A 21,764-nucleotide genomic window follows, 5' to 3' on the forward strand; every position below is an offset into this window, starting at 1 on the left:
CGACGCGTGCGCGTCACTCGGGCTCGGCGCTTTTCGATTACACCGGCACGCGCGATCAGATATCGCGCGTGCCGGTCTCAACTCTGGCGGGTGATGAACCATGGATAAATTCATCGTACATACAGGCGTCGTAGCGCCGCTCGATCGCGAGAACGTCGATACCGACGCGATCATTCCGAAGCAGTTTCTCAAGTCGATCAAGCGCTCCGGCTTCGGCCCCAACGCCTTCGACGAATGGCGTTACCTCGATCACGGTGAACCGGGTCAGGACAACTCGCGCCGTCCGCTGAATCCGGATTTCGTGCTGAACCAGCCGCGCTACCAGGGCGCTTCCGTGCTGCTCGCGCGCAAGAACTTTGGTTGCGGCAGCTCGCGCGAACACGCACCGTGGGCGCTGCAACAGTACGGTTTTCGTGCGCTGATCGCGCCGAGCTTCGCCGACATCTTCTATAACAACTGCTTCAAGAACGGCTTGCTGCCGATCGTGCTGACCGAGCAACAGGTCGATCATCTGTTCAACGAGACCTATGCGTTCAACGGCTTCAAGCTGACCGTCGATCTCGAAGCGCAGGTCGTGCGGACCTCGGACGGTAGCGCCGAATATCCGTTCGAAGTAGCGGGTTTCCGCAAATACTGCCTTCTGAACGGCTTCGACGATATCGGCCTCACGTTGCGTCACGCGGACAAGATTCGCCAGTACGAAGCGGAGCGGCTTGCAAAGCAGCCGTGGCTGAATCACCGCATCATCGGCTAGGCTGCACGCATCAGGCCCAACTTCTATCAAACACCCAGCAAGGAATTCCGCATGAAGATCGCTGTACTGCCGGGCGACGGCATCGGTCCCGAGATCGTTAAAGAAGCCGTGAAAGTGCTGAACGCACTCGGCGAAAAATTCGAACTCGAAGAGGCGCCCGTCGGCGGCGCAGGTTACGAAGCGAAGGGGCATCCATTGCCCGACTCAACACTCGCGCTCGCGAAGGAAGCCGATGCGATCCTGTTCGGCGCGGTTGGCGACTGGAAATACGATTCGCTCGAACGCGCGTTGCGGCCGGAGCAGGCCATTCTCGGGCTGCGCAAGCATCTGCAGCTGTTCGCGAATTTTCGTCCGGCGATCTGCTATCCGCAGTTGACCGGCGCGTCTTCGTTGAAGGAAGAAATCGTATCGGGTCTCGATATCCTGATCGTGCGCGAGCTGAACGGCGATATCTATTTCGGCTCGCCGCGCGGTGTGCGCGAAGCGCCGGACGGTTTGTTCGCCGGCGCGAAGGAAGGTTTCGACACGATGCGTTATTCAGAGCCGGAAGTGCGCCGCATTGCCCACGTCGCGTTCCAGGCGGCGCGCAAGCGCAGCCGCAAGCTGACCTCGGTGGACAAGGCGAACGTGCTTGAAACGTCACAGTTCTGGAAGGACGTGATGATCGACGTCGCGAAGGAATATACCGACGTCGAGCTGTCGCACATGTACGTCGACAACGCCGCGATGCAGCTCGTCAAGGCGCCGAAATCGTTCGATGTGATCGTCACCGGCAACATGTTCGGCGACATCCTGTCCGACGAAGCGGCGATGCTGACCGGCTCGATTGGCATGCTGCCGTCGGCCTCGCTCGATAAGGACAACAAGGGGCTCTACGAACCGTCGCACGGTTCCGCACCGGACATCGCCGGTAAGGGCGTGGCGAATCCGCTGGCTACGATCCTGTCGGCGGCGATGATGCTGCGCTATTCGTTGAATAAGGTCGAGCAGGCTGACCGCATCGAAAGTGCGGTGAAAAAGGTGCTGGAGCAGGGCTTCCGCACCGGCGATATCCTCACGCCGGGTTGCCAGCAGGTCGGCACGGCAGCGATGGGTGATGCGGTGCTCGCGGCGCTCTGAGATGCCGGCGTAAGCGTAAGTAAACAGGCAATAAGCGCATAAACAGGCCGTTATACCGGCCTGTTTATGCAAAAACGACGTGTATCGGCGGCTTACACCGCTCATTTCAGGTTTCGTGTAGACTGGCGCGATGGCGAAGATTCCACAAATCTCCTCGATTTCGAACCAGCACGGCAACACAGCCCGTGCGGTTGAACTCGCCATCGTCAGCCAAACGCTGATCAAAACGATTACCCCGAAAACGATCACGATTCGCTGATCGTCCGTCGTGCCCGCCTGTCTTCCCCGCGCGGTCACTGCGGGCAAAGATGCGGGGAAGGCTCCACTCCAAGGGTAAGTGTCATGAACGTAGGTCTCGTAGGTTGGCGCGGCATGGTCGGCAGCGTCCTGATGCAACGGATGCAGCAGGAAGGTGATTTCGACCTCATCGAACCGGTGTTTTTCAGCACCAGCAATGCGGGCGGCAACGCGCCGTCGTTCGCCAAAAACGAGACGAAGCTCAAAGACGCAGCCAGCATCGACGATCTGAAGAAGTGCGACATCGTCATCACCTGCCAGGGCGGCGACTACACCAGCGAAGTCTTCCCGAAGCTGCGCGCAGCGGGCTGGAACGGCTACTGGATCGATGCGGCATCGTCGCTGCGCATGAAGGACGACGCGGTCATCATTCTCGATCCGGTCAACCTCGACGTGATCAAGAACGCACTCGTCAACGGCACGAAGAATTTTATCGGCGGCAACTGCACGGTGAGCCTGATGTTGATGGCGCTGGGCGGACTGTTCCGCGAGAACCTCGTCGACTGGATGACGGCAATGACGTACCAGGCCGCATCGGGTGCGGGCGCGCAGAACATGCGCGAGTTGCTGCAGCAGATGGGCACGCTGTACGGCGCGGCGAAGGAAGACCTCGCCGATCCGTCGTCGGCGATTCTCGACATCGACCGCCGCGTACAGGCCGCGCTAAACAGCGACCGCATGCCGACCGAGCACTTCGGCGTGCCGCTCGCCGGTGCGCTGATTCCGTGGATCGACAAGGATCTCGGCAACGGTATGTCGAAGGAAGAGTGGAAGGGCGGTGCCGAAACCAACAAGATTCTCGGCAAGCCGGCTGTGGGCGAGCCGGGTTCGATTCCGGTCGACGGGCTGTGCGTGCGGATCGGCGCGATGCGTTGCCACTCGCAGGCGCTCACCATCAAGCTGAAGAAGGATGTGCCGCTCGACGAAATCGACGGCATTCTTGCATCCGCAAACGACTGGGTGAAGGTCGTGCCGAACCAGCGCGAAGCGTCGATGCGCGAGCTGTCGCCGGCCGTAGTGACGGGCACGCTGACAGTGCCGGTCGGCCGTCTGCGCAAGCTGTCGATGGGCGGTGAATATCTGTCGGCCTTCACGGTCGGCGACCAGCTGCTGTGGGGTGCTGCCGAACCGCTGCGCCGCATGCTGCGCATTCTGCTCGACAAGTAAAGTAAACTACGCGGTTACGACGCGTAAGAAGTCCGAAAGCGTCGCGTTTCACGCGGCGCTTTTTTCATTGTGTGCTCCGAATCTTGTCTTCAATCCATCGCCAACAAGGGCCGCGCAACGACGCGCCAGGAGTCCCGATGACAGTACGACTGAATGGTTTTCGAGCTGCCTCGCGCAACCGGGTGTGTGCCATGACGGCACTCGCGGCCGCGGTATTTTTTGTCGCGGGCACGAGTGCCGCGCAAGTTGCGGCTGTCCCGGCTGCGAGTGCGGCAGCTGGTGATGCTGCAAGTGTCGCTGCCGACGCTAGCAGCAGTGCCACGGACGCAAGCGCGGTCACCGGTGCTAGCGGCAGCGCCAGGGATACGAGCACAACCGCCGGCGCAAGCAGCACCGCCAGGGCCAGGAGATCCGCCGCCGCAAGCGCAGCCACCGGCACCTCGGCCGCCGCTAAGGCTCCCGCCACGCCAATACCGGCCTCCGAGCAGGCCGTGTCGGCGATGGGCCTGCCTGCCGCGCAGTACACCATTCGGCCGGGGCAGTCGCTCAACGACATCGCGATGGATATCACGCAGTCGCACGACCGCGCGACGCTTACGCGTGCGGCACGGGCACTGTTCGACGCGAATCCCAACGCGTTCATGGGGCATGACCCGAGCCGGCTGAAGCTCGGGTCGGTACTGGATGTGCCGACACTCGATGCGTCAGGGGCGCCTTCGGGACCTTCGGCGGCATCTGATGCTGCGGCATCGGCGGCGAGTGGGTCGTCGGGTGCATCGGGCGCATCGGCGGCGGACAGTGGTGCGGCGGTGTCCGCCAGCACACCAGCCGCGGCGGCGGCTACATCACCATCGGCCTCGGCTGCCGACGCGACGCAAACAGACACCACTTCGGACACGCAGCAGGACGAGCATGCGAGCGGCGCTCACGTCTGGGCGGGAGCGATCCGGCCATCCGCGAGTGCGCCTGAGGGCGGCTCGGCAGGGAGCACGGCAACGGATACGGCATCGACCGATTCGGCCGCCTCGCCGCCGCATGAGCAGGTTTCGAGTCTCCAGCAACTGCTGGCGCTGAAAAATCGCGTGTTGATGGCGTTGCAGAAGCACGGCATTGGCTCATCCACGGGCGCCGCGGGTAGCGGCAACGCGGCCCCGGCGCCCGGTGCGCAGCAATCGGCGGCTGGTCAGGCGGCGGGCAGTGGTAGCGTTGCCGCGAACGCGCCGACGGGCTCTGGCACATCCACGCCATCGGCTACCGACGGCCAGTTCGGCTTCTCGCAAGCGCAGCTCAGTATCGCCGCAGCCATCGGCGCGGCGCTGGTCGTGCTGCTGACGGGGCTGTCGATGCGTCGCCGCAAGGCGGCCAAAGCGCGTGCCGCGTTGCCGGCCACCGCGCCTGTACGACCGCCGACGCAACTGGAGAAGGACACAGCCGCTTACCTCGCGCGTATGAATGCGCTTTCTGAGGCATCCGCGGAAAGCGTTGCGCCTGAGGCGGGCGCGGCGGCTTCTCATGTTGCCGATGCTGCCAGCGGAGGCATTTCGGCGAATGCACAGCCCGCTTCACTCGATAGCGCGACGACCCCTGCGAGTCTCACAGCGGCCGCAGAGCCGGGCGCCGAAGCGTTGCCATTGGCGCCGGTCCAACCGGCCGCCGCTGATCACGGCGATCACGCCGCCGCCGCAGAATTACCCGCTGCCTCTACCGCCGAACAACCTGCAGCGTCCGACGCAGCCACCCGGCCCGCGCCTGTCGCACTGCCATTCCCACCCGAGGCAATAGCGGCGCTCGGCAGCCTTGATCTGTCGCTGCCGCCGCGCACGGGAGCTACGCCGGCGCCTGCCACACACGACGGCATCGAGCCACAACCACCCGCGGCAACGTTCGAGCCGACATCGAACGAACCGGCCGCGCACGATGCACCGCACGCCTATGTAGCCGTCGAGCCGGCGCCCGTTGAGCAACAGAACGTGCAGCACGAATCAAACGAAGCAACCGGGCACGACACACCGCACGCCTACGTACCCGTCGAGCCCGCGCCAGTTGCGCAACAGAACGTGCAGCACGAATCGAACGAACCGGCTGGGCATAACGGACCGCAAACCTACGTACCCGTCGAATCCGCGCCATTCGCGCAGCAGAACACGCAGCACGAACCCACCACCGGGTACTCGGCCGCTGAATCCACCGAACCCACCCCCGTCGCCGCCGACATCACTGCCGGCACCGCCGGCGCAGCATCAGTCGCAGGCCTCGGCGCGGCCCACTTCGGCGCGCTGAACCTCGACTTCGATCTCGAACTGCCACCGAGCCCTGCACAGCCGATCCCCGCGTTCACACCGGACGAACTGGCGCGCATCGCCCGCAACAAGCTCGATCTCGCGAGGGAATACATCCAGCTAGGCGATCTGACGGGCGCGCGGACGCTGATCAACGAAGTGATCGAAGCCAACGACGCCGGCACGCACGCCGAAGCGCACGCGTTGCTGTCGACGCTCGCGCCGCTGTCGTGATGCGTGTCGCGCTCGGCGTCCAGTACGACGGTTCGGCGTTTTGCGGCTGGCAGTCGCAGCCACACGGCAAGACGGTTCAGGATGCACTCGAACGCGCCTTGCGCGAGTTTGCCCAGACGCCGCTGCCGACCGTAGTGGCGGGGCGCACGGATACGGGCGTCCATGGGCTCGGGCAGGTGGTCCATTTCGACACCGAACTGACGCGCGACGATTTCTCGTGGGTGCGCGGCACCAATGCGTTCCTGCCGCCGACCGTCGCCGTGCAGTGGGCGAAGCCGATGCCGGACACGTTCCACGCGCGGTTTTCCGCGTTCGAGCGAACCTACTACTACGTGCTGTACGTCCATCCGGTTCGCTCGCCGATGCTCACGGGCCGGGCGGGCTGGATTCATACGCCGCTCGATGTCGACGCGATGCGCACCGCGGCCGCCTATCTGATCGGTGAACACGATTTTTCGGCGTTCCGTTCATCGGAATGCCAGGCGAAGACGCCGGTCAAGCATCTGCATCAGATCGACGTGCGGCAGCAGGGCGACTTCATCCACTTCCGCTTCCGCGCCAATGCGTTTCTGCATCACATGGTGCGCAACCTGATGGGCTGCCTTGTGGCGATCGGACGCGGCCGTCACAAGGCCGAATGGCTGGCCGAAGTGCTGGCGGGCAAGGACCGCAGCCGAGCTGCGCCGACCTTCATGCCGGACGGCCTGTATCTCGCCCAGGTGGGCTATCCTGAGGCATTCGCCGTGCCGCCCGCGCAGTCCGGCAGCGTGCCATGGAGCACCGTATGGACCGATTGACCGAAACCAGAACATGACCGCAGACCAGAACCCGCCGTCCGTTGCCGTACCGCACAGAACCCGCATCAAGCTGTGCGGCCTGTCGACGCCCGCCAACGTTGCCCATGCAATCGATCTCGGTGCCGATGCGATCGGCCTCGTGTTCTATCCGCCGAGCCCGCGTTCGGTCAGCGTCGTGCAGGCGCTCGATATGACGCGCGAGATTCCGCCGTTCGTGTCGGTGGTCGGACTGTTCGTCAATGCGTCGCCGGACTGGATCACCGAGGTGACATCGAACGTCCCGCTGACGCTGCTGCAGTTTCACGGCGACGAAACGCCGGTGCAGTGCGAGTCGCTCGCCAGCATTGCGGGTTTGCCTTGGTTGCGCGCAATACGCGTTGCGGCAGATACTCAACCGGCCGATTTGGTAGAATCGGCACTTAACTATTCAGCTGCCAGTGGCCTTCTGCTCGACACACATGTCGAAGGCTATGGCGGTGGCGGGAAGGTCTTCGATTGGTCACTTATTCCAGCAGAGCTCGCGCGTCGGGCCGTTTTGAGTGGTGGGTTGAACGCGCAAAACGTCAGTGATGCGATTCATCGCGTGCGTCCGTACGCGGTCGATGTCTCGAGCGGCATCGAGGTGGCGGGCGCCAGGGGTGTGAAAGATCACGCCCTGATGGCGGCGTTTGTGCGCGCGGTGCGCGACGCAGACGCCGGATGATTCCGGTGGTGCAGCTCCCCGTCCGGGGCAGCGGCGCCGCCCACTGAGAAGAGTGACACAATGTACAACTTGCCAGACGAAAGAGGCCATTTCGGCCAATATGGCGGCATATTCGTCGCCGAAACCCTGGTTCACGCACTCGACGAGCTGCGTGCGGCCTACGCCAAATACCAGCAGGATCCCGACTTCGTCGCCGAATATGAGCGCGAACTGAAGCATTTCGTCGGTCGTCCGTCTCCCATCTATCACGCGCAGCGCTGGAGCGAGACGCTCGGCGGCGCGCAGATCTTCCTCAAGCGCGAGGACCTGAACCACACGGGCGCCCACAAGATAAACAACGTGATCGGCCAGGCGCTGCTCGCCAAACGCATGGGCAAGCCGCGCGTGATTGCGGAAACCGGCGCAGGGCAGCATGGCGTCGCGACCGCAACGATCGCAGCCCGGTTCGGCATGGAATGCGTCGTCTACATGGGCGCCGAGGATATCCACCGCCAGGCCGCCAACGTCTACCGGATGAAGCTGCTCGGCGCGACCGTCGTACCGGTCCAGTCCGGCTCGCGCACGCTGAAGGACGCGCTCAACGAAGCGATGCGCGACTGGGTCACCAACGTCGAAAACACCTTCTACATCATCGGTACGGTGGCGGGCCCGCACCCGTATCCGATGATGGTGCGTGATTTCCAGCGCGTGATCGGTGACGAATGCAAGGTGCAGATGCCCGAACTGACGGGCCGACAGCCGGATTCGGTGATTGCGTGTATCGGTGGTGGATCGAATGCGATGGGGATCTTTTACCCGTATATCGACGACACTTCCGTGCAGTTGATCGGTGTCGAAGCCGCTGGCGACGGTATCGAAACCGGCCGCCACGCAGCCTCGCTGACGGGTGGTAGCCCCGGCGTGCTGCACGGCAACCGCACCTATCTGCTGCAGGACGAGAACGGCCAGATCATCGAGACGCATTCGGTCTCGGCCGGCCTCGACTATCCTGGCGTCGGTCCCGAGCATGCATGGCTGAAGGACAACGGCCGTGCGCAATACGTCTCCGTCACCGACGAAGAAGCGCTCCAGGCCTTCCACGACTGCTGCCGCATCGAGGGCATCATCCCGGCCCTCGAATCGAGCCACGCACTCGCGTACGCCACCAAACTCGCGCCGACCTTGCCGAAGGGCAAGAATCTGCTGGTCAACCTGTCGGGCCGCGGCGACAAGGACATGCATACGGTCGCCGAGCGATCGGGCATTACGTTCTGAGCGCCGCGACGATGCGCGACGAGTTCGACGAGCCGCAACCGGCAGACATCGCCGAAACGACGGTGCCTGCCGGGACGGCCGTGCTGGCCGAGGCAACAGCAACAGAAGCAGCGCAAGCATTGGAGGCAGACGCACCGGTCGGTGCGCGTGCTTCGACTGCCGAGCTGCCGCTGCCTCCCGGCATCGAACTGTGGAACCGCGATTTTCTGACCGAGGTAGCGAACCTCCCGGATGCGTCGATCGACCTGATCCTCGCCGACCCGCCGTACGGGCTCGGCAAGGACTACGGCAACGATTCGGACATGCGCTCGGGCGAGGACTTTATCGCCTGGACGCGTGGCTGGCTCGAGCTGGCTATTCCGAAGCTCAAGCCGACTGGTTCGCTGTATGTGTTCTGCACCTGGCAATACGCGCCGGAAATCTTCAGTTTCCTGAAGACCCGACTCACGATGGTCAACGAGATCATCTGGGACCGGCGCGTGCCGAGCATGGGCGGCACGACGCGCCGCTTTACGTCGGTGCACGACAACATCGGTTTCTTCGCGGTATCGAAGGACTACTACTTCGATCTCGATCCCATCCGCATCCCGTACGACGCCGCGACCAAGAAGGCCCGTTCGCGCAAGCTGTTCGAGGGCAGTAAATGGCTGGAGCTCGGCTATAACCCGAAGGACGTCTGGTCCGTGTCGCGACTGCACCGGCAGCATGCCGAACGCGTCGACCATCCGACCCAGAAGCCTCTGGAAATCGTCGAGCGGATGGTGCTCGCGAGCTGCCCGCCGGGCGGCCGCGTGCTCGACCCGTTTATGGGAAGCGGCACCACCGCCGTTGCCTGCGCCCGTCAGCAGCGCGAATTCGTTGGCTATGAAATCAATGCAAGTTACTGCGCGATAGCGCGCGAACGCGTCAGCGCGATCGCCGCGCCCGTGGCGGCCGAGCCGGACGATTCCGTGTCGGCTACCACCACGGCTACGACGTAAAGCCGTCGGCGCGCAGTCTCACTCGAGAGAAAATTCATGTCCCGTATCAAAAGCACGTTCGCGGCACTGGCCGCACAAGGCAGGAAAGGGCTGATCCCGTTCATGACGGCGGGCGACCCCGATCCTGAGCGCACCGTCGAATTCATGCATGCGCTTGCCGCCGGCGGCGCGGATGTCATCGAACTCGGCGTGCCGTTTTCGGACCCGATGGCCGACGGCCCGGTGATCCAGCAGTCGTCGGAGCGCGCGCTCGCGCGTGGCGTGTCGTTGCGTCACGTACTGGCCGACGTAAAACGCTTTCGCGAGAGCAACCAGACGACGCCGGTGGTGTTGATGGGCTACGCGAATCCGATCGAACGGATGGGCGCCGATGCGTTCGCCGCAGCGGCCCAGGACGCAGGTGTCGACGGTGTGCTGGTTGTCGACTACCCACCGGAAGAATCGGTTAATTTCGCCGAAAAAATGCGATCTTCCGGTATCGATCCGATCTTCCTGCTGGCCCCCACCTCAACCGATGAGCGTATCGCTGAGGTAGGCAAGATCGCTAGCGGCTATGTCTACTATGTGTCCCTGAAAGGGGTGACAGGTGCGGCAAATCTGGACGTTTACAGTATCGCGGGTAAAATCCCGGCCATTAAGTCGCGCGTTCCGCTGCCGGTAGGCGTCGGTTTTGGCATCCGTGACGCGCAGACTGCGCGTGCGGTCGCCGAGGTGTCCGATGCCGTCGTGATCGGTAGCCGTATCGTGCAATTGCTGGAAACCGCCGCTCCGGACACTGCTGCAGACACACTGACGCGCTTCATCGCGGAAGTGCGTCAGGCGGTGGATAGCATCGGGGCTGCGACCCGCTAACCGTTATCTTGTCGTCTTAATTTGTCGCGTCGGGCGGCAGCAGGAGTTTCTGCTGCCGCCCGTGTCGCGATTCAGGAAGGAAACACCATGAGCTGGCTCGACAAACTGCTGCCGCCGAAAATCAAGCAAACCGACCCGAAGAACCGCAAGGGTATTCCGGAAGGTTTGTGGATCAAATGCCCGTCGTGCGAAGCGGTGCTGTACCGCAACGACGTCGAGGCCAATCTGCATGTGTGTCCGAAATGCGACCACCACATGCGGATCGGTGCGCGCGAGCGGCTCGACGGCCTGCTCGATCCGGAAGGCCGCTATGAAATCGGCCAGGAAATCCTCCCGGTCGATGCGCTCAAGTTCAAGGACAGCCGCAAGTATCCGGATCGCCTGAAAGAGGCGATGGACGAAACCGACGAAACCGACGCCATGGTCGTCATGGGCGGCGCGATTCACACGCTGCCGGTGGTGGTCGCGTGCTTCGAGTTCTCGTTCATGGGCGGCTCGATGGGGTCTGTGGTCGGCGAGCGTTTTGCGCGCGCGGCACAGAACGCGCTCGAGCAGCAGGTGCCGTTTATCTGCTTTACCGCTTCGGGTGGCGCGCGGATGCAGGAAAGCTTGCTGTCGCTGATGCAGATGGCCAAGACCACCGCGATGCTCACGAAACTGGCGGAAGCGAAGCTGCCGTTTATCTCCGTGCTGACCGATCCGACCATGGGCGGGGTGTCGGCAAGCTTTGCGTTCCTCGGCGACGTCGTGATTGCCGAACCGAAGGCACTGATCGGCTTTGCCGGGCCGCGCGTGATCGAACAGACGGTGCGCGAAAAGCTGCCCGAAGGCTTCCAGCGCTCGGAATTCCTGATACAGAAGGGCGCCATCGACATGATCGTCGACCGCCGCAAGCTGCGCGAAGAGATTGCACGCCTGATGGCGCTGCTGACGCGTCTGCCGGTGGACGCGGTCGCCTGAGCGGCGGTTGGTGTTCTCGCGAGGCGGCGCCCGCCGCCTCGTCGCTTCATGGTTTCACCTCGCAATCGAGCGGTACGCTGCCGTTTCCGGGATAATGCCGTTCCGCGGTACCGGTTTATCCCCGTCTTAAGCGATCCATCCGATGAGCTACCCCTTCCCCAGCCTCGACGCGTGGCTGACGCACCTTGAATCCGCGCATCCGGTCGGCATCGACATGGGTCTCACGCGCATCAGCCTCGTACGCGATGCGCTGAACCTGCAGTTCGCCTGCCCGATCATCACGGTGGGCGGCACGAACGGCAAAGGCTCGACTTGCGCGATTCTCGAATCGATCCTGCTGCGAGCCGGCTACACCGTCGGCTGTCACACGTCGCCGCATCTGCTGGTGTTCAACGAGCGTGCGCGCATCAATGGCGAGGTCGCCACCGACGCCGATCTGCTACCGCATTTCGCCGCTGTTGAAGCGGCTCGCTTGAGTCTCGCGGAACCCGTTTCGCTCACGTACTTCGAGTTCACGACGCTCGCGATCATGCATCTGTTCGCCTCGCGCGGGTTCGATGCGGTGATCTTCGAAGTGGGACTCGGCGGCCGGCTCGACGCGGTGAACATCCTCGATACCGATTGCGCGATCGTCACCAGCATCGACATCGATCACACCGAGTACCTCGGCGATACGCGCGAGAAAATCGCCTTCGAGAAAGCAGGTATTTTCCGGCCAGGCAAGCCCGCAATTTGCGCCGACCCGGTGCCGCCGCAGACGTTGATCGATTACGCCGAGAAGATCGGTGCCGAACTGTGGCTGTTCGGCCGCGATTTCCGCTACGAAGGGCAGGCTGGCAGCGAGCGTCAGCAATGGAGCTACATCGGCCCGACACTGCGCCGTTCCGCGCTCGCCTATCCGGCGTTGCGCGGCGCCAACCAGCTGATCAACACGACAGCCGCGCTGGCCGGTCTCGAAGCCCTGCGCGACCGTCTGCCCGTGTCGGCGCAGGACATCCGCCTAGGGCTCGCAAACGTCGAACTGGCGGGGCGCTTCCAGGTGTTGCCGGGCAAGCCCGCTGTCGTGCTCGACGTCGGTCACAACCCGCACGCGGCCGCCGTGCTCGCGCAGAATCTCGGCAATATGGGCTTTTTTCCCTACACGTACGCGGTATTTGGCGCGATGGGCGACAAGGATATCGCCGGGGTGCTGGAGCACGTGAAAGGCGAGATCGATCACTGGTGCGTCACCGCGCTACCGACGCCACGCGCGGCTTCCGCGGAAGCTATCGAGGGGGCGCTGCGCGAAGCCGGTGTGGTCGACGGGCCGGATACCAGCGTCACGCGCCATGCGTCGCCTGCAGAAGCGTTCCAGGACGCGCTAAAACGAGCGTCCGACAATGATAGAATCGTGGTTTTCGGAAGTTTCTATACGGTAGCTGGCGTTATGTCCTATCGTAAATCGCAGCAACACTGACCGCGCGGAAGCTCGAACCAAGCCATTCATGGGAATTTTCTCGTTCGGCAAGAAAGACGACGCGTCTACCCGGCGCGGCGCACAGACCGGCTCTAGCCGGGGTACCCGTACCGAGTCCAAGGGGACTGCATTCGGGGCCCGTGTCGAGCGGCGCAGCCGCCGCACGGACCGGTCCGGCGACGCCGACGCGATGCTGCTCGACCCCACCCTGCCCGAGAAACAGCGAGCGCGCAGGCGCCTCGTCGGCGCAATTGCGCTGGTTATCGCTGCGGTCGTGATCCTGCCGATGGTGCTCGATTCGCACCCGAAGCCCGTCACCGACGACATTTCGATCGATATTCCGAACCGCCCTGCGCCGAAGGCCAGCACGGCGCCTGAAGATACGCAGGCCGGTGTCGCCCCCGACAGTCCGTCGCCCGACGCAACGCTCGCGGCTTCCGGGCTGGCTTCTGCACATACGGCGACGGGCACGGCGGCAATGGCAGCGGCAGCCACCTCGACTGCGACGAAACCAGCAGCGAAACCGGCTGCGAAGCCGACCCCGGCTACGACAGCCACGACAACCAACAACGCACCCGCAAACGCGACAAAGCCGCCCCGTCAGGCGCCGGCCCCGGCCACCCAGACCGCGGACAACCCGCCGTCTGCCGCCGCCGCAGACGCCGATTCGGGCACGCCCGCGTCGCCCCCCGGCAGCCGCTTTGCGGTTCAGCTCGGCTCCTTCCCGGACGACACGAGCGCGAAAACCTGGGCGACCAAATTGAAAGCGGCCGGCGTGCCCGCATATACCGAACGTCGTAAGCAGCCGGACGGCTCGACCCGCACGCTGCTGCGCGCCGGTCCGTTTGCCGATCGGGCGGCGGCGTCGGCGGCCATTGCAAAAGTACGCGACGCCGGTCTGACGGCGGGCGCGAACGACAGCACACAGTAACCAGGCGATGTTCACCGCCTTCGACTACGCTGTAATGGCGGTGATCGGTTTATCGGCGCTACGGGGCACGTGGCGCGGCTTTCTGTCCGAAGTATTTGCGCTGATCGGCTGGATCGTGGCTTTCCTGATCGCCTGCCGCTTCGTCGGCAACGTTACACCGTGGGTTCCGGCCACGTGGCCGGGCGGGGCGCTGACCCAGTGGCTGATCGCGTTTCTCGCGATCGTCGTCGGTGTGGTGCTGGTAGCCGGCGTGGCGAATGCGCTATTAAGCCGCCTCGTCCAGGCGAGCGGCCTGAGCGGTGTGGACCGCTCGCTGGGCCTGCTGTTCGGCCTCGTCCGCGGGGTCGTGCTGGTGCTGCTGCTGGTCGCCCTTGCAGGCTTGACCCAGCTACCCCAGCAGGAATTCTGGCGCGATGCGCTGTTGCGGCCCTACGCCGAACAGGGCGTGCGCGAACTGAAACCGCTGCTTCCCGCGATGCTTGCCGCCTACGTCCGCGTTTGATTTCTCCTGAGGAGAATCAGGCGCGTGAGGACGAGGCGGAGGCAGCCCACCGGCGAAGCATGCAGGACACCGGCGCGACCCGGATGCCGCCCCGGCACCGGCCGCCGTTACGAATTTCGTACCTTTGAAGGACATGCCATGTGCGGCATCGTAGGCGTAGTTTCCCGTTCCCCCGTCAACCAGCTGCTTTATGACAGCCTGCTGCTTCTGCAGCATCGCGGTCAGGACGCGGCCGGCATCGCAACGGCGAACGGCAGTAATTTCCACATGCACAAAGCCAACGGCATGGTGCGCGACGTGTTCCGCACGCGCAACATGCGCAGTCTGCCGGGTACCACCGGCATCGGCCAGGTGCGTTACCCGACGGCAGGTTCCGCTTCGAGCGAGGAGGAGGCCCAGCCGTTCTACGTCAACGCGCCGTTCGGCATCATCCTCGCGCACAACGGCAACCTGACCAACTGGCCGCAGCTGAAAGAAGAGATGTTCCGCGTCGACCGGCGCCACATCAATACCAATTCCGATACGGAAGTGCTGCTCAACGTGCTCGCGCACGAACTGCAGCTGTCCAGCTCTGGCCTGCAGCTCGACCCGGCCGCGGTCTTCAAGGCAGTCGCGGGTGTGCATCATCGGGTGAAGGGTTCGTATGCGATCGTGTCGCTGATCGCCGGCTACGGGCTGCTCGCGTTCCGCGATCCGTTCGGGATTCGCCCGCTGTGCCTCGGCAAGCTCGAGACCTCGGAAGGTGTCGAATGGATCGTGGCGTCGGAATCGGTGGCGATCGAAGGTATCGGTTTCGAATTCGTGCGCGACGTGGCGCCGGGTGAAGCGATCTTCATCGACCTCGACGGCAATCTGCATGCGCAGCAGTGCGCGACCAACCCGAGCCTGAACCCCTGCATCTTCGAACTCGTGTATCTCGCACGGCCCGACTCGGTGCTCGACGGCGTGCCGGTGTACAACGCACGTCTGCGGATGGGTGACTACCTCGCGGAAAAGATCAAGCGCGTGCTGCCCGACGTGAAGATCGACGTTGTGATGCCGATCCCCGATTCGTCGCGTCCCGCGGCGATGCAGGTCGCGTTGAAGCTCGGTGTCGAGTATCGCGAAGGCTTCTTCAAGAACCGCTATGTCGGCCGCACGTTCATCATGCCCGGCCAGGCGGTGCGTAAAAAATCGGTGCGCCAGAAGCTGAACGCGATGGGTATCGAGTTCAAGGGCAAAAACATCCTGATCGTCGACGATTCGATCGTGCGCGGCACCACGTCGCATGAAATCGTCCAGATGGCGCGCAACGCCGGCGCAGCCAAGGTGATCTTCGCTTCGGCGGCGCCGCCGGTGAAATTCCCGAACGTCTACGGCATCGATATGCCGACGCGCGGCGAACTCGTCGCGCACGGCCATACCGACGAGGAAGTCGCGCGCATGATCGGCGCGGATCATCTCGTGTATCAGGATGTCGACGCGCTGAAGCAGGCGATTCGCGATATCAACCCGGCGCTGAAGGAGTTCGACGCGTCGTGCTTCGACGGTAAGTACATCACCGGCGATATCACGAGCGCGTACCTCGATGGCGTCGAACTCGCGCGTCTCACACCGTCTGCGCTGTCGGACCGCGATGCGGCAAGCGATGCGATCGACGGCGGTGCCGCGCGTTCGCAGCTGCATCTGCAACTGTCGGTGGAGTAACACGCGCAATGCGTGGGCAAGAGGCGGCCTCACCGCCTCTTTGCTGCGCGTCTGTGCTAGCATCGGGACTTGCGTCGATTTGATCTCAGCTTGCGGACGCGGGGCAACCCAAAACAGCTAAAGCGAATGGTGGGGTTTATCTATGCCACCAGCGCTCCAGCTTTCCCCGCACATGAAGCCCGCTTATGCCGACGCAAAGCGGGCTTTTTTGTTGCCGGCACGGTCATGATCAAGACCGCGCCGACTGAATAACGGAACCGAATCACCATGGACGACTCCCTCAATTTCGACACCCTCTCCGTGCGGGCCGGTACGGTGCGTAGCGAGTTCAACGAGCACTCGGAAGCGATCTTCCTGACGTCGAGCTTCTGCTTTGCGAACGCAGCCGAAGCCGCCGATCGCTTCAAGCATTCCGAGGACTATTACACCTACTCGCGCTTCACCAACCCAACCGTCACGATGTTCCAGGATCGTCTTGCTGCGCTCGAAGGCGGCGAGGCGTGCATGGCGACGGCGTCGGGGATGAGCGCGATCCTGTCGGTGGTGATGTCGGCGTTGCAGTCGGGCGACCACCTGGTCAGTTCGCAGAGTCTGTTCGGTTCGACGCTTGGCATGTTCTCGCAGATCTTCACGCGTTTCGGCATTACGACCACGTTCGTCGATCCGACCGATCTCGATGCGTGGAAAAACGCCGTGCGTCCCGAGACGAAGATGTTCTTCCTCGAAACGCCGTCCAACCCGCTGACCGAGATCGCCGACATCGAAGCGATCGGCAAGATCGCGAAAGCGGCGAACGCGTTGTTCGTCGTCGATAACTGTTTTTGCAGCCCGGCGTTGCAGCAGCCGCTGAAGCTCGGCGCGGATGTCGTGATGCACTCAGCGACCAAGTTTCTTGATGGCCAGGGTCGCGTGCTTGGTGGCGCGCTGGTTGGTTCGCGGCAGTTCATCATGGAGAAGGTGTTTCCGTTCGTGCGCAGCGCCGGTCCGACGCTGTCCGCGTTCAACGCATGGGTGCTGCTGAAGGGCATGGAGACACTGTCGTTGCGCGTCGAGAAGCAGTCGGCGAATGCGCTGGAAATTGCGGGCTGGCTTGAGAGTCATCCGGCCGTGAAGCGGGTGTTTTACCCGGGGCTCGAATCGCATCCGCAGTACGAGATCGCGAAGCGTCAGCAGAAGGCCGGCGGTGCGATCGTTTCGTTCGAGCTGAAGGGCGAGACGCCCGAGGCGCAGCGTGCGAACGCATGGCGCGTGATCGACGGCACGAAGATCTGTTCGATTACTGCCAACCTCGGCGATACGCGCACGACCGTCACGCATCCGGCGACGACGACGCACAGTCGTATCACGCCGGAAGCACGGGCCGCAGCGGGGATTACAGAAGGCTTGATCCGGCTTGCAGTCGGCCTCGAAAACGCCGGCGATATCCGCGGCGATCTCGCGCGCGGTCTGGGGTAGCCGGGCCTGGATGAGAACCCCATGGCCGGAAGGAAGCTGGCTGGTCATGGGGGTTCAGAACGGATGGCATCGACAGCGCTGTCCGCCGCTCGACGCGCATCACTACCTCGCCGCACAAAACCGGACAAAACCCGAACAAAACTGAACAGTACAAACGGGTCCGTGATGTCAGTATGACGCTCGCCCTTTCTCGGCCGTTCTTTGCGACGCCGGGAGCCCTGCGGCAACCTCTTGACCTTCCGTCCGATGCCGTTCCCGGCCTGAACGCGAAACCGAGAAACGTGAACTGCACATCCGGATCAGTGCCGGTGCGCCCATCCCGATGAGGAGGCCGGGTTGAAATTTGCCAAACGCAATTGCATTGTCGAAGCCACCCGATGGTTTTCGCCAGGCGATCATCCAGCCGTTGAACAACACGATGGCGTGTGGTCCATCGCCACACCCGAAGGATGGCGCGACGTCAAACCCGGCGACTGGGTGATCACACCGCCGGGAGATGCGATCTATTGCATGCAGGACTCGCTGTTCACCAGCCTCTATGAGCCGCTTGCTGGCAGTTCTGTGCTGACGGCCACGCTAACCTGAGTACGTCTTTATTGTCCGGACGGCGCGGTGCGTCGTTCAGTGCCGCAGCGCGCGCCATTGCCCTGGAGCGAGACCGAAGCGCCGTGTGAATGCATGCGTGAACGCGCTCTGATCGGCGAAGCCGATGTCGAACGCGATATCGGCCAGCGAGCGGCGCGGATCGGCGAGCAGCGTCACCGAAGTATCGAGCCGGAGTCGCTGCAGATAGCGATGCGGCGTCTCGCCGAACGCATCGATGAACAACTGATGAAAGCGCCGCATACCGAAGCCGCAATGCGCGGCGAGATCGGCAATGCGTAGCGGCTCCGCGAGATGCGCGCGCAGCCAGCGGTCAATGCGCGCGAAGTCGAGGCCGGGGCAGGGTAGTCCGGCGCGGCTTGCCGGCACAGCGCCGGTGTTCGAGAGGATCGCGGCGCACAGGCGCGCGGCCGCATCCCAGTTGAAGCGCCGCAGGTACGGCGCTAGCGTGGTGGGTTCGGCGGGTATGCCGAGCGTGGCGCCCGCAGCGATCTGGCGCACGAGCTGAGTCATGTACGGATCGACAGTCACGGCGCGCGCCCGGTCGAACAGACGCTCGGGCACGGCCAGCGAAGCAGCAGGTAAATCGAGCACGAGCTGGCAGTTTTCACCGAGCCCCGAGTAGTCGTGCCGCGAGCCCGCCGGAACGAGCCACGCGGAACCGCTGGCAATCTGCTCGCCAACCCCATCTACCGCCATCACCATCGAGCCGTCGAGCCCCAGCACGACCTGATGGAAGTCGTGTACATCCGACGCTTCGATGGCGCCGAAACGGCGCAACGAAACGCTGGGTGCGAGGGGCATCGGCAGCATGGGCTAACGGTGTGGTTGACAGCAGCGTGTGGGACTCAGACGCCAAGCAGTTCGACTTCGAACACGAGCGTTGCATTCGGCGGAATCACGCCGCCTGCGCCGCGCGGGCCGTAGCCGAGTTGCGGCGGAATCGTCAGACGGCGCACACCGCCGACTTTCATGCCCTGCACGCCTTCATCCCAACCCTTGATGACCATCCCGCCGCCCAGCACGAACTCGAACGGATCGTTGCGATCCTTGCTCGAATCGAACTTCTGGCCGTCGGTCAACCAGCCGGTGTAATGCACGCTGACGGTCTTGCCTTTGACGGCTTCAGCGCCGCTGCCTTCGGTCAGATCTTCGTATTTGAGGCCGGACTCGGTGGTGACGCTAGACATGACACACTCCTTCAGACAAATCGTTAAGAACCGGTATTGTAGGCGAGGTTGGTCGGCCGTTTCGAGTCGCGCGCAGGTTGCCGGCCGACCGGGCCCGCTACGTGCTACCTCTATTCCGATCAACCGGCGATCCAGGGCGCCGGAACGGCCTGCCATAATGGGCGTCATGATGACCATCCCTGCACCGAGAGGGCTTCAAACGTGAGTACGTCTTCTGCTGGGGCGGGTGCTGTGCAGCCCGGCCGTCCCGATTCCACCGCCTACGAACGCACCGCGCGCCGGCGCGCCGAAACCGCGCTCTTCATGCGCGACCATGTGTTGTCGCTGGTATCGCACGATCTGCGCGGCCCGCTAAACGCGATTCATAGCTGGGCTTACGTGCTGGAGCGCAAGCTCGATGCCGCCGATAGCGCAGGGCAACGCGCGCTAGGCGGCATCCGCACGGGTGTCGAACAGCAGGTGAAACTGCTCGAAGAGATCGTCGATACGACGCGCGCAGAGACGCGCACGCTCGCGCTCGACACTACGCCGTTCGCGTTGTGGCCACTCGTCGACGAGACGCTCGGCGAGGTCCGCACCACACTGGCGGCACCGCGCGAGGTGCCGATCGAAGTCGACACGCAACTGTCCACCGACCAGTTGAGCGGCGACCGCGACCGGCTGGCTGCCGCGCTGTGGCTGATGCTGACGTTTGCAGTCGAAGCGAGTGCTGCGGCGTCGCCGGTGACGCTCGCGACGGCCGTCGATGGCACCGTGTGGCACACCACTGTTACGTTCCACCCAACACCGGCCGCATTCGATGCCGCCGATGCGCCCCACCTGCTCGAAGCGTTTGCGCGCAGGCAAGCCCAGGTGCCGTGCGAAGCCGGTCGTATAGCGTGGGTGCTGGCGCTGTGCAGGCGCGTGGCCGAAGCGCACGGCGGCACGTTCGAGCAGAACGATGCAGCAGAGCCCGGTGGTGCCGCGACGCTCGCGCTGCGAGTGCCGCTGGCCGGAGCGTAGACCAGCAACCAGCAGCCGGCAGCGCGTGGCGGCATGAACACCCGCGGAGCGCTACGGCAAAAAGCCGCAGACCCGTAGCCGCCGCTTTTTGACACGATCGGCTTTCAGCTGGCTTGCGACCTCTATACTGACGACTTTTGCTTCCGGAGCTTCCCCTCTTGATCCAGGTTGTCGCCATCATCGGCGCGTTATTGCTCGTTGCGCTCAACGGCTTCTTCGTCGCCGCCGAATTCGGTCTCGTCAAACTGCGGCAAACGCGCGTGCAGGCGCTGGCGAAAAAGCACGGCCTGCGCGGCCGCCTGCTGGCGAAGGTCCACGGTCATCTCGACGCGTATCTGTCCGCCTGCCAGCTCGGCATCACGCTCGCATCGTTGGGGCTTGGCTGGATCGGTGAACCCGCATTTGCCGAACTGCTATCGCCGCTGTTCGAAGTGCTCGGCATCCACTCGCTGCCGCTCACACACGCAATCTCGCTGTTCTTCGCGTTCACCTGCATATCGTTTCTGCACATCGTCGTTGGTGAGCTGGCGCCGAAGTCGCTGGCGATCCGCCAGGCCGAGCGCATCTCGCTGTGGACCGCGATGCCGCTGTACGGTTTCTACTGGGCGATGTACCCGGCCATCTGGTTGCTCAACAACAGCGCGAACGCGGTGTTGCGCGTCACGGGGCTGTCGTCGGAGCATGGTGGCGATGCGCATTACTCGAACGACGAACTGAAGTTGATCCTGCGCGGCCGGCGCGCCGGCGTCGAGCAACAGAAGGACGGTCATCCTGACAACGTGCTTGGCGAAGGTGCCTATAGCCAGGACGAATGGAACACGATCGCGCATTCACTCGATTTTTCGCGCATGACCGTCTCCGATCTGATGCGGCCTGCCCACGAGATGGTCGGTCTGCGCCGCGATCTGCCGTTGCGCGACAACATGCAGGTGGTCGCGCAGCATCGTTTTAGCCGCTACCCGTTGTTCGACGATGCGTCCGGTGTGCGTGTGGACGGCATGATCCACCTGAAGGACCTGCTGCTTGCGCGCCACGCAGGCAGCACGCTCGAAGATCTGGCCCAGTACGCACGGCCGGTTCAGTATGTGAAGCCGACGATGCCTGCGCTCGAACTGTTCCGGCGCTTTCGCAAGGGCGCGCCGCACTTCGCGCTGGTCGGCCACAAGAACGCGCAGCCGATCGGCTTCCTGACGCTCGACAATCTGCTTGGCGCGCTGGTGGGCCAGATTCACGACGAGTTCCGCCAGGGCGACGCCGACTGGACGCGGATGGACGACGGCACGCTGATGGGCAAGGGGAGCTTGCCGGTGGTATCGCTGGAGCGCGCGCTGGGTATCGATATCGACGAAGGTCGGGCGGAATCGGTGGGTGGTCTCGTGATTCAGGCGCTCAACGATCTGCCCGAAGAAGGCCAGCGTGTTTCGTTTGATCGCTTCGATGTCGTCGTCAAGAAGATGCGCGGTCCGCGGATCGTGCTCGTGCGTGTGTATCCGAAGCGGTTCGACGACGAGGGCGGTTAGGCGCGCGTCGTTTCGGCTGCTGC

Annotated in this window: 21 protein-coding genes; 19 read left to right on the forward strand and 2 right to left on the reverse strand. The window is 63.6% G+C overall.

Going from position 1 to position 21,764, the window contains the following annotated elements:
• Positions 1–100: 100 nt before the first annotated feature.
• The 17 genes from leuD to BWP39_RS28490 all read left to right on the forward strand — a co-directional run bounded on the left by leuD (position 101) and on the right by BWP39_RS28490 (position 18,011).
• Positions 101–754: a 3-isopropylmalate dehydratase small subunit gene (gene leuD, locus BWP39_RS28415; protein ID WP_096725532.1), complete on the forward strand. Its 654-nt coding sequence runs from the start codon at positions 101–103 to the stop codon at positions 752–754.
• Positions 755–805: 51 nt separating this feature from the next.
• Positions 806–1,873, forward strand: coding sequence for a 3-isopropylmalate dehydrogenase (gene leuB, locus BWP39_RS28420; RefSeq protein ID WP_096725533.1), 1,068 nt, complete (start codon positions 806–808; stop codon positions 1,871–1,873).
• A gap of 130 nt (positions 1,874–2,003) precedes the next feature.
• The gene (locus BWP39_RS32520; RefSeq protein WP_266254504.1) at positions 2,004–2,132 is read left to right on the forward strand and encodes a hypothetical protein; all 129 of its coding nucleotides are present in this window, start codon (positions 2,004–2,006) and stop codon (positions 2,130–2,132) included.
• An 83-nt stretch (positions 2,133–2,215) separates the two neighbouring features.
• Positions 2,216–3,337, forward strand: coding sequence for an aspartate-semialdehyde dehydrogenase (gene asd, locus BWP39_RS28425; RefSeq protein ID WP_096725534.1), 1,122 nt, complete (start codon positions 2,216–2,218; stop codon positions 3,335–3,337).
• A 137-nt stretch (positions 3,338–3,474) separates the two neighbouring features.
• Positions 3,475–5,850, forward strand: a complete 2,376-nt coding sequence (locus BWP39_RS32525; RefSeq protein WP_157915193.1) for a FimV/HubP family polar landmark protein — start codon at positions 3,475–3,477, stop codon at positions 5,848–5,850.
• Positions 5,850–6,647, forward strand: coding sequence for a tRNA pseudouridine(38-40) synthase TruA (truA, locus tag BWP39_RS28435; RefSeq protein WP_096725536.1), 798 nt, complete (start codon positions 5,850–5,852; stop codon positions 6,645–6,647). The genes BWP39_RS32525 and truA overlap by 1 nt, the downstream gene beginning before the upstream one ends.
• A 13-nt stretch (positions 6,648–6,660) precedes the next feature.
• Positions 6,661–7,350, forward strand: a complete 690-nt coding sequence (locus BWP39_RS28440; protein WP_096725537.1) for a phosphoribosylanthranilate isomerase — start codon at positions 6,661–6,663, stop codon at positions 7,348–7,350.
• Positions 7,351–7,410: 60 nt separating this feature from the next.
• Complete coding sequence (gene trpB / locus BWP39_RS28445) at positions 7,411–8,604, forward strand: tryptophan synthase subunit beta (RefSeq protein ID WP_091012526.1); 1,194 nt, start codon at positions 7,411–7,413, stop codon at positions 8,602–8,604.
• An 11-nt stretch (positions 8,605–8,615) separates the two neighbouring features.
• Entirely contained in the window at positions 8,616–9,584 is a 969-nt protein-coding gene (locus BWP39_RS28450; protein WP_096725538.1) for a DNA-methyltransferase, read from the forward strand.
• Positions 9,585–9,620: 36 nt separating this feature from the next.
• Positions 9,621–10,436, forward strand: coding sequence for a tryptophan synthase subunit alpha (trpA, locus tag BWP39_RS28455; RefSeq protein WP_096725539.1), 816 nt, complete (start codon positions 9,621–9,623; stop codon positions 10,434–10,436).
• An 87-nt stretch (positions 10,437–10,523) separates the two neighbouring features.
• Complete coding sequence (gene accD, locus BWP39_RS28460) at positions 10,524–11,396, forward strand: acetyl-CoA carboxylase, carboxyltransferase subunit beta (protein ID WP_096725540.1); 873 nt, start codon at positions 10,524–10,526, stop codon at positions 11,394–11,396.
• A 142-nt stretch (positions 11,397–11,538) separates the two neighbouring features.
• Positions 11,539–12,852: a bifunctional tetrahydrofolate synthase/dihydrofolate synthase gene (gene folC, locus BWP39_RS28465; RefSeq protein ID WP_096725541.1), complete on the forward strand. Its 1,314-nt coding sequence runs from the start codon at positions 11,539–11,541 to the stop codon at positions 12,850–12,852.
• A 28-nt stretch (positions 12,853–12,880) separates the two neighbouring features.
• Complete coding sequence (locus tag BWP39_RS28470; RefSeq protein ID WP_096725542.1) at positions 12,881–13,783, forward strand: SPOR domain-containing protein; 903 nt, start codon at positions 12,881–12,883, stop codon at positions 13,781–13,783.
• A 7-nt stretch (positions 13,784–13,790) separates the two neighbouring features.
• Complete coding sequence (locus BWP39_RS28475; RefSeq protein WP_096725543.1) at positions 13,791–14,285, forward strand: CvpA family protein; 495 nt, start codon at positions 13,791–13,793, stop codon at positions 14,283–14,285.
• 138 nt (positions 14,286–14,423) lie between these two features.
• Positions 14,424–15,971 (forward strand): amidophosphoribosyltransferase, encoded by a 1,548-nt coding sequence (purF, locus tag BWP39_RS28480; RefSeq protein WP_096725544.1) that lies wholly within the window; start codon positions 14,424–14,426, stop codon positions 15,969–15,971.
• 267 nt (positions 15,972–16,238) lie between these two features.
• Positions 16,239–17,426 (forward strand): O-succinylhomoserine sulfhydrylase, encoded by a 1,188-nt coding sequence (locus BWP39_RS28485; RefSeq protein WP_096725545.1) that lies wholly within the window; start codon positions 16,239–16,241, stop codon positions 17,424–17,426.
• Between the two features lie 336 nt (positions 17,427–17,762).
• Complete coding sequence (locus BWP39_RS28490; protein ID WP_096725546.1) at positions 17,763–18,011, forward strand: hypothetical protein; 249 nt, start codon at positions 17,763–17,765, stop codon at positions 18,009–18,011.
• A 36-nt stretch (positions 18,012–18,047) separates the two neighbouring features.
• Here BWP39_RS28490 and BWP39_RS28495 read toward each other — a convergent pair whose 3' ends face one another.
• Together BWP39_RS28495 and BWP39_RS28500 are read right to left on the reverse strand one after the other, a co-directional pair.
• The gene (locus BWP39_RS28495) at positions 18,048–18,842 is read right to left on the reverse strand and encodes an AraC family transcriptional regulator (protein WP_096725547.1); all 795 of its coding nucleotides are present in this window, start codon (positions 18,840–18,842) and stop codon (positions 18,048–18,050) included.
• 35 nt (positions 18,843–18,877) lie between these two features.
• Entirely contained in the window at positions 18,878–19,219 is a 342-nt protein-coding gene (locus tag BWP39_RS28500; protein ID WP_096725548.1) for an FKBP-type peptidyl-prolyl cis-trans isomerase, read from the reverse strand.
• A gap of 201 nt (positions 19,220–19,420) precedes the next feature.
• Between BWP39_RS28500 and BWP39_RS28505 the strand changes: the two genes are divergently transcribed.
• Both BWP39_RS28505 and BWP39_RS28510 read left to right on the forward strand, forming a co-directional pair.
• Complete coding sequence (locus BWP39_RS28505; RefSeq protein WP_207557155.1) at positions 19,421–20,221, forward strand: sensor histidine kinase; 801 nt, start codon at positions 19,421–19,423, stop codon at positions 20,219–20,221.
• A 158-nt stretch (positions 20,222–20,379) separates the two neighbouring features.
• Positions 20,380–21,741: a hemolysin family protein gene (locus tag BWP39_RS28510; RefSeq protein WP_096725550.1), complete on the forward strand. Its 1,362-nt coding sequence runs from the start codon at positions 20,380–20,382 to the stop codon at positions 21,739–21,741.
• Positions 21,742–21,764 lie beyond the last annotated feature (23 nt).

This window comes from Paraburkholderia acidicola (assembly GCF_002362315.1).
Lineage (GTDB): Bacteria > Pseudomonadota > Gammaproteobacteria > Burkholderiales > Burkholderiaceae > Paraburkholderia > Paraburkholderia acidicola.

Bases quoted from the DNA above. Each gene is read 5' to 3' on its own strand.
- leuD (WP_096725532.1), top strand. From the start codon at position 101: ATGGATAAATTCATCGTACATACAGGCGTCGTAGCGCCGCTCGATCGC.
- BWP39_RS28500 (WP_096725548.1), bottom strand. From the start codon at position 19,219: ATGTCTAGCGTCACCACCGAGTCCGGCCTCAAATACGAAGATCTGACC.
- accD (WP_096725540.1), top strand. From the start codon at position 10,524: ATGAGCTGGCTCGACAAACTGCTGCCGCCGAAAATCAAGCAAACCGAC.
- BWP39_RS32525 (WP_157915193.1), top strand. From the start codon at position 3,475: ATGACAGTACGACTGAATGGTTTTCGAGCTGCCTCGCGCAACCGGGTG.
- trpA (WP_096725539.1), top strand. From the start codon at position 9,621: ATGTCCCGTATCAAAAGCACGTTCGCGGCACTGGCCGCACAAGGCAGG.
- folC (WP_096725541.1), top strand. From the start codon at position 11,539: ATGAGCTACCCCTTCCCCAGCCTCGACGCGTGGCTGACGCACCTTGAA.
- asd (WP_096725534.1), top strand. From the start codon at position 2,216: ATGAACGTAGGTCTCGTAGGTTGGCGCGGCATGGTCGGCAGCGTCCTG.
- BWP39_RS28440 (WP_096725537.1), top strand. From the start codon at position 6,661: ATGACCGCAGACCAGAACCCGCCGTCCGTTGCCGTACCGCACAGAACC.
- purF (WP_096725544.1), top strand. From the start codon at position 14,424: ATGTGCGGCATCGTAGGCGTAGTTTCCCGTTCCCCCGTCAACCAGCTG.
- trpB (WP_091012526.1), top strand. From the start codon at position 7,411: ATGTACAACTTGCCAGACGAAAGAGGCCATTTCGGCCAATATGGCGGC.
- BWP39_RS28475 (WP_096725543.1), top strand. From the start codon at position 13,791: ATGTTCACCGCCTTCGACTACGCTGTAATGGCGGTGATCGGTTTATCG.
- BWP39_RS28485 (WP_096725545.1), top strand. From the start codon at position 16,239: ATGGACGACTCCCTCAATTTCGACACCCTCTCCGTGCGGGCCGGTACG.
- truA (WP_096725536.1), top strand. From the start codon at position 5,850: ATGCGTGTCGCGCTCGGCGTCCAGTACGACGGTTCGGCGTTTTGCGGC.
- BWP39_RS28470 (WP_096725542.1), top strand. From the start codon at position 12,881: ATGGGAATTTTCTCGTTCGGCAAGAAAGACGACGCGTCTACCCGGCGC.
- BWP39_RS32520 (WP_266254504.1), top strand. From the start codon at position 2,004: ATGGCGAAGATTCCACAAATCTCCTCGATTTCGAACCAGCACGGCAAC.
- leuB (WP_096725533.1), top strand. From the start codon at position 806: ATGAAGATCGCTGTACTGCCGGGCGACGGCATCGGTCCCGAGATCGTT.
- BWP39_RS28495 (WP_096725547.1), bottom strand. From the start codon at position 18,842: ATGCTGCCGATGCCCCTCGCACCCAGCGTTTCGTTGCGCCGTTTCGGC.
- BWP39_RS28450 (WP_096725538.1), top strand. From the start codon at position 8,616: ATGCGCGACGAGTTCGACGAGCCGCAACCGGCAGACATCGCCGAAACG.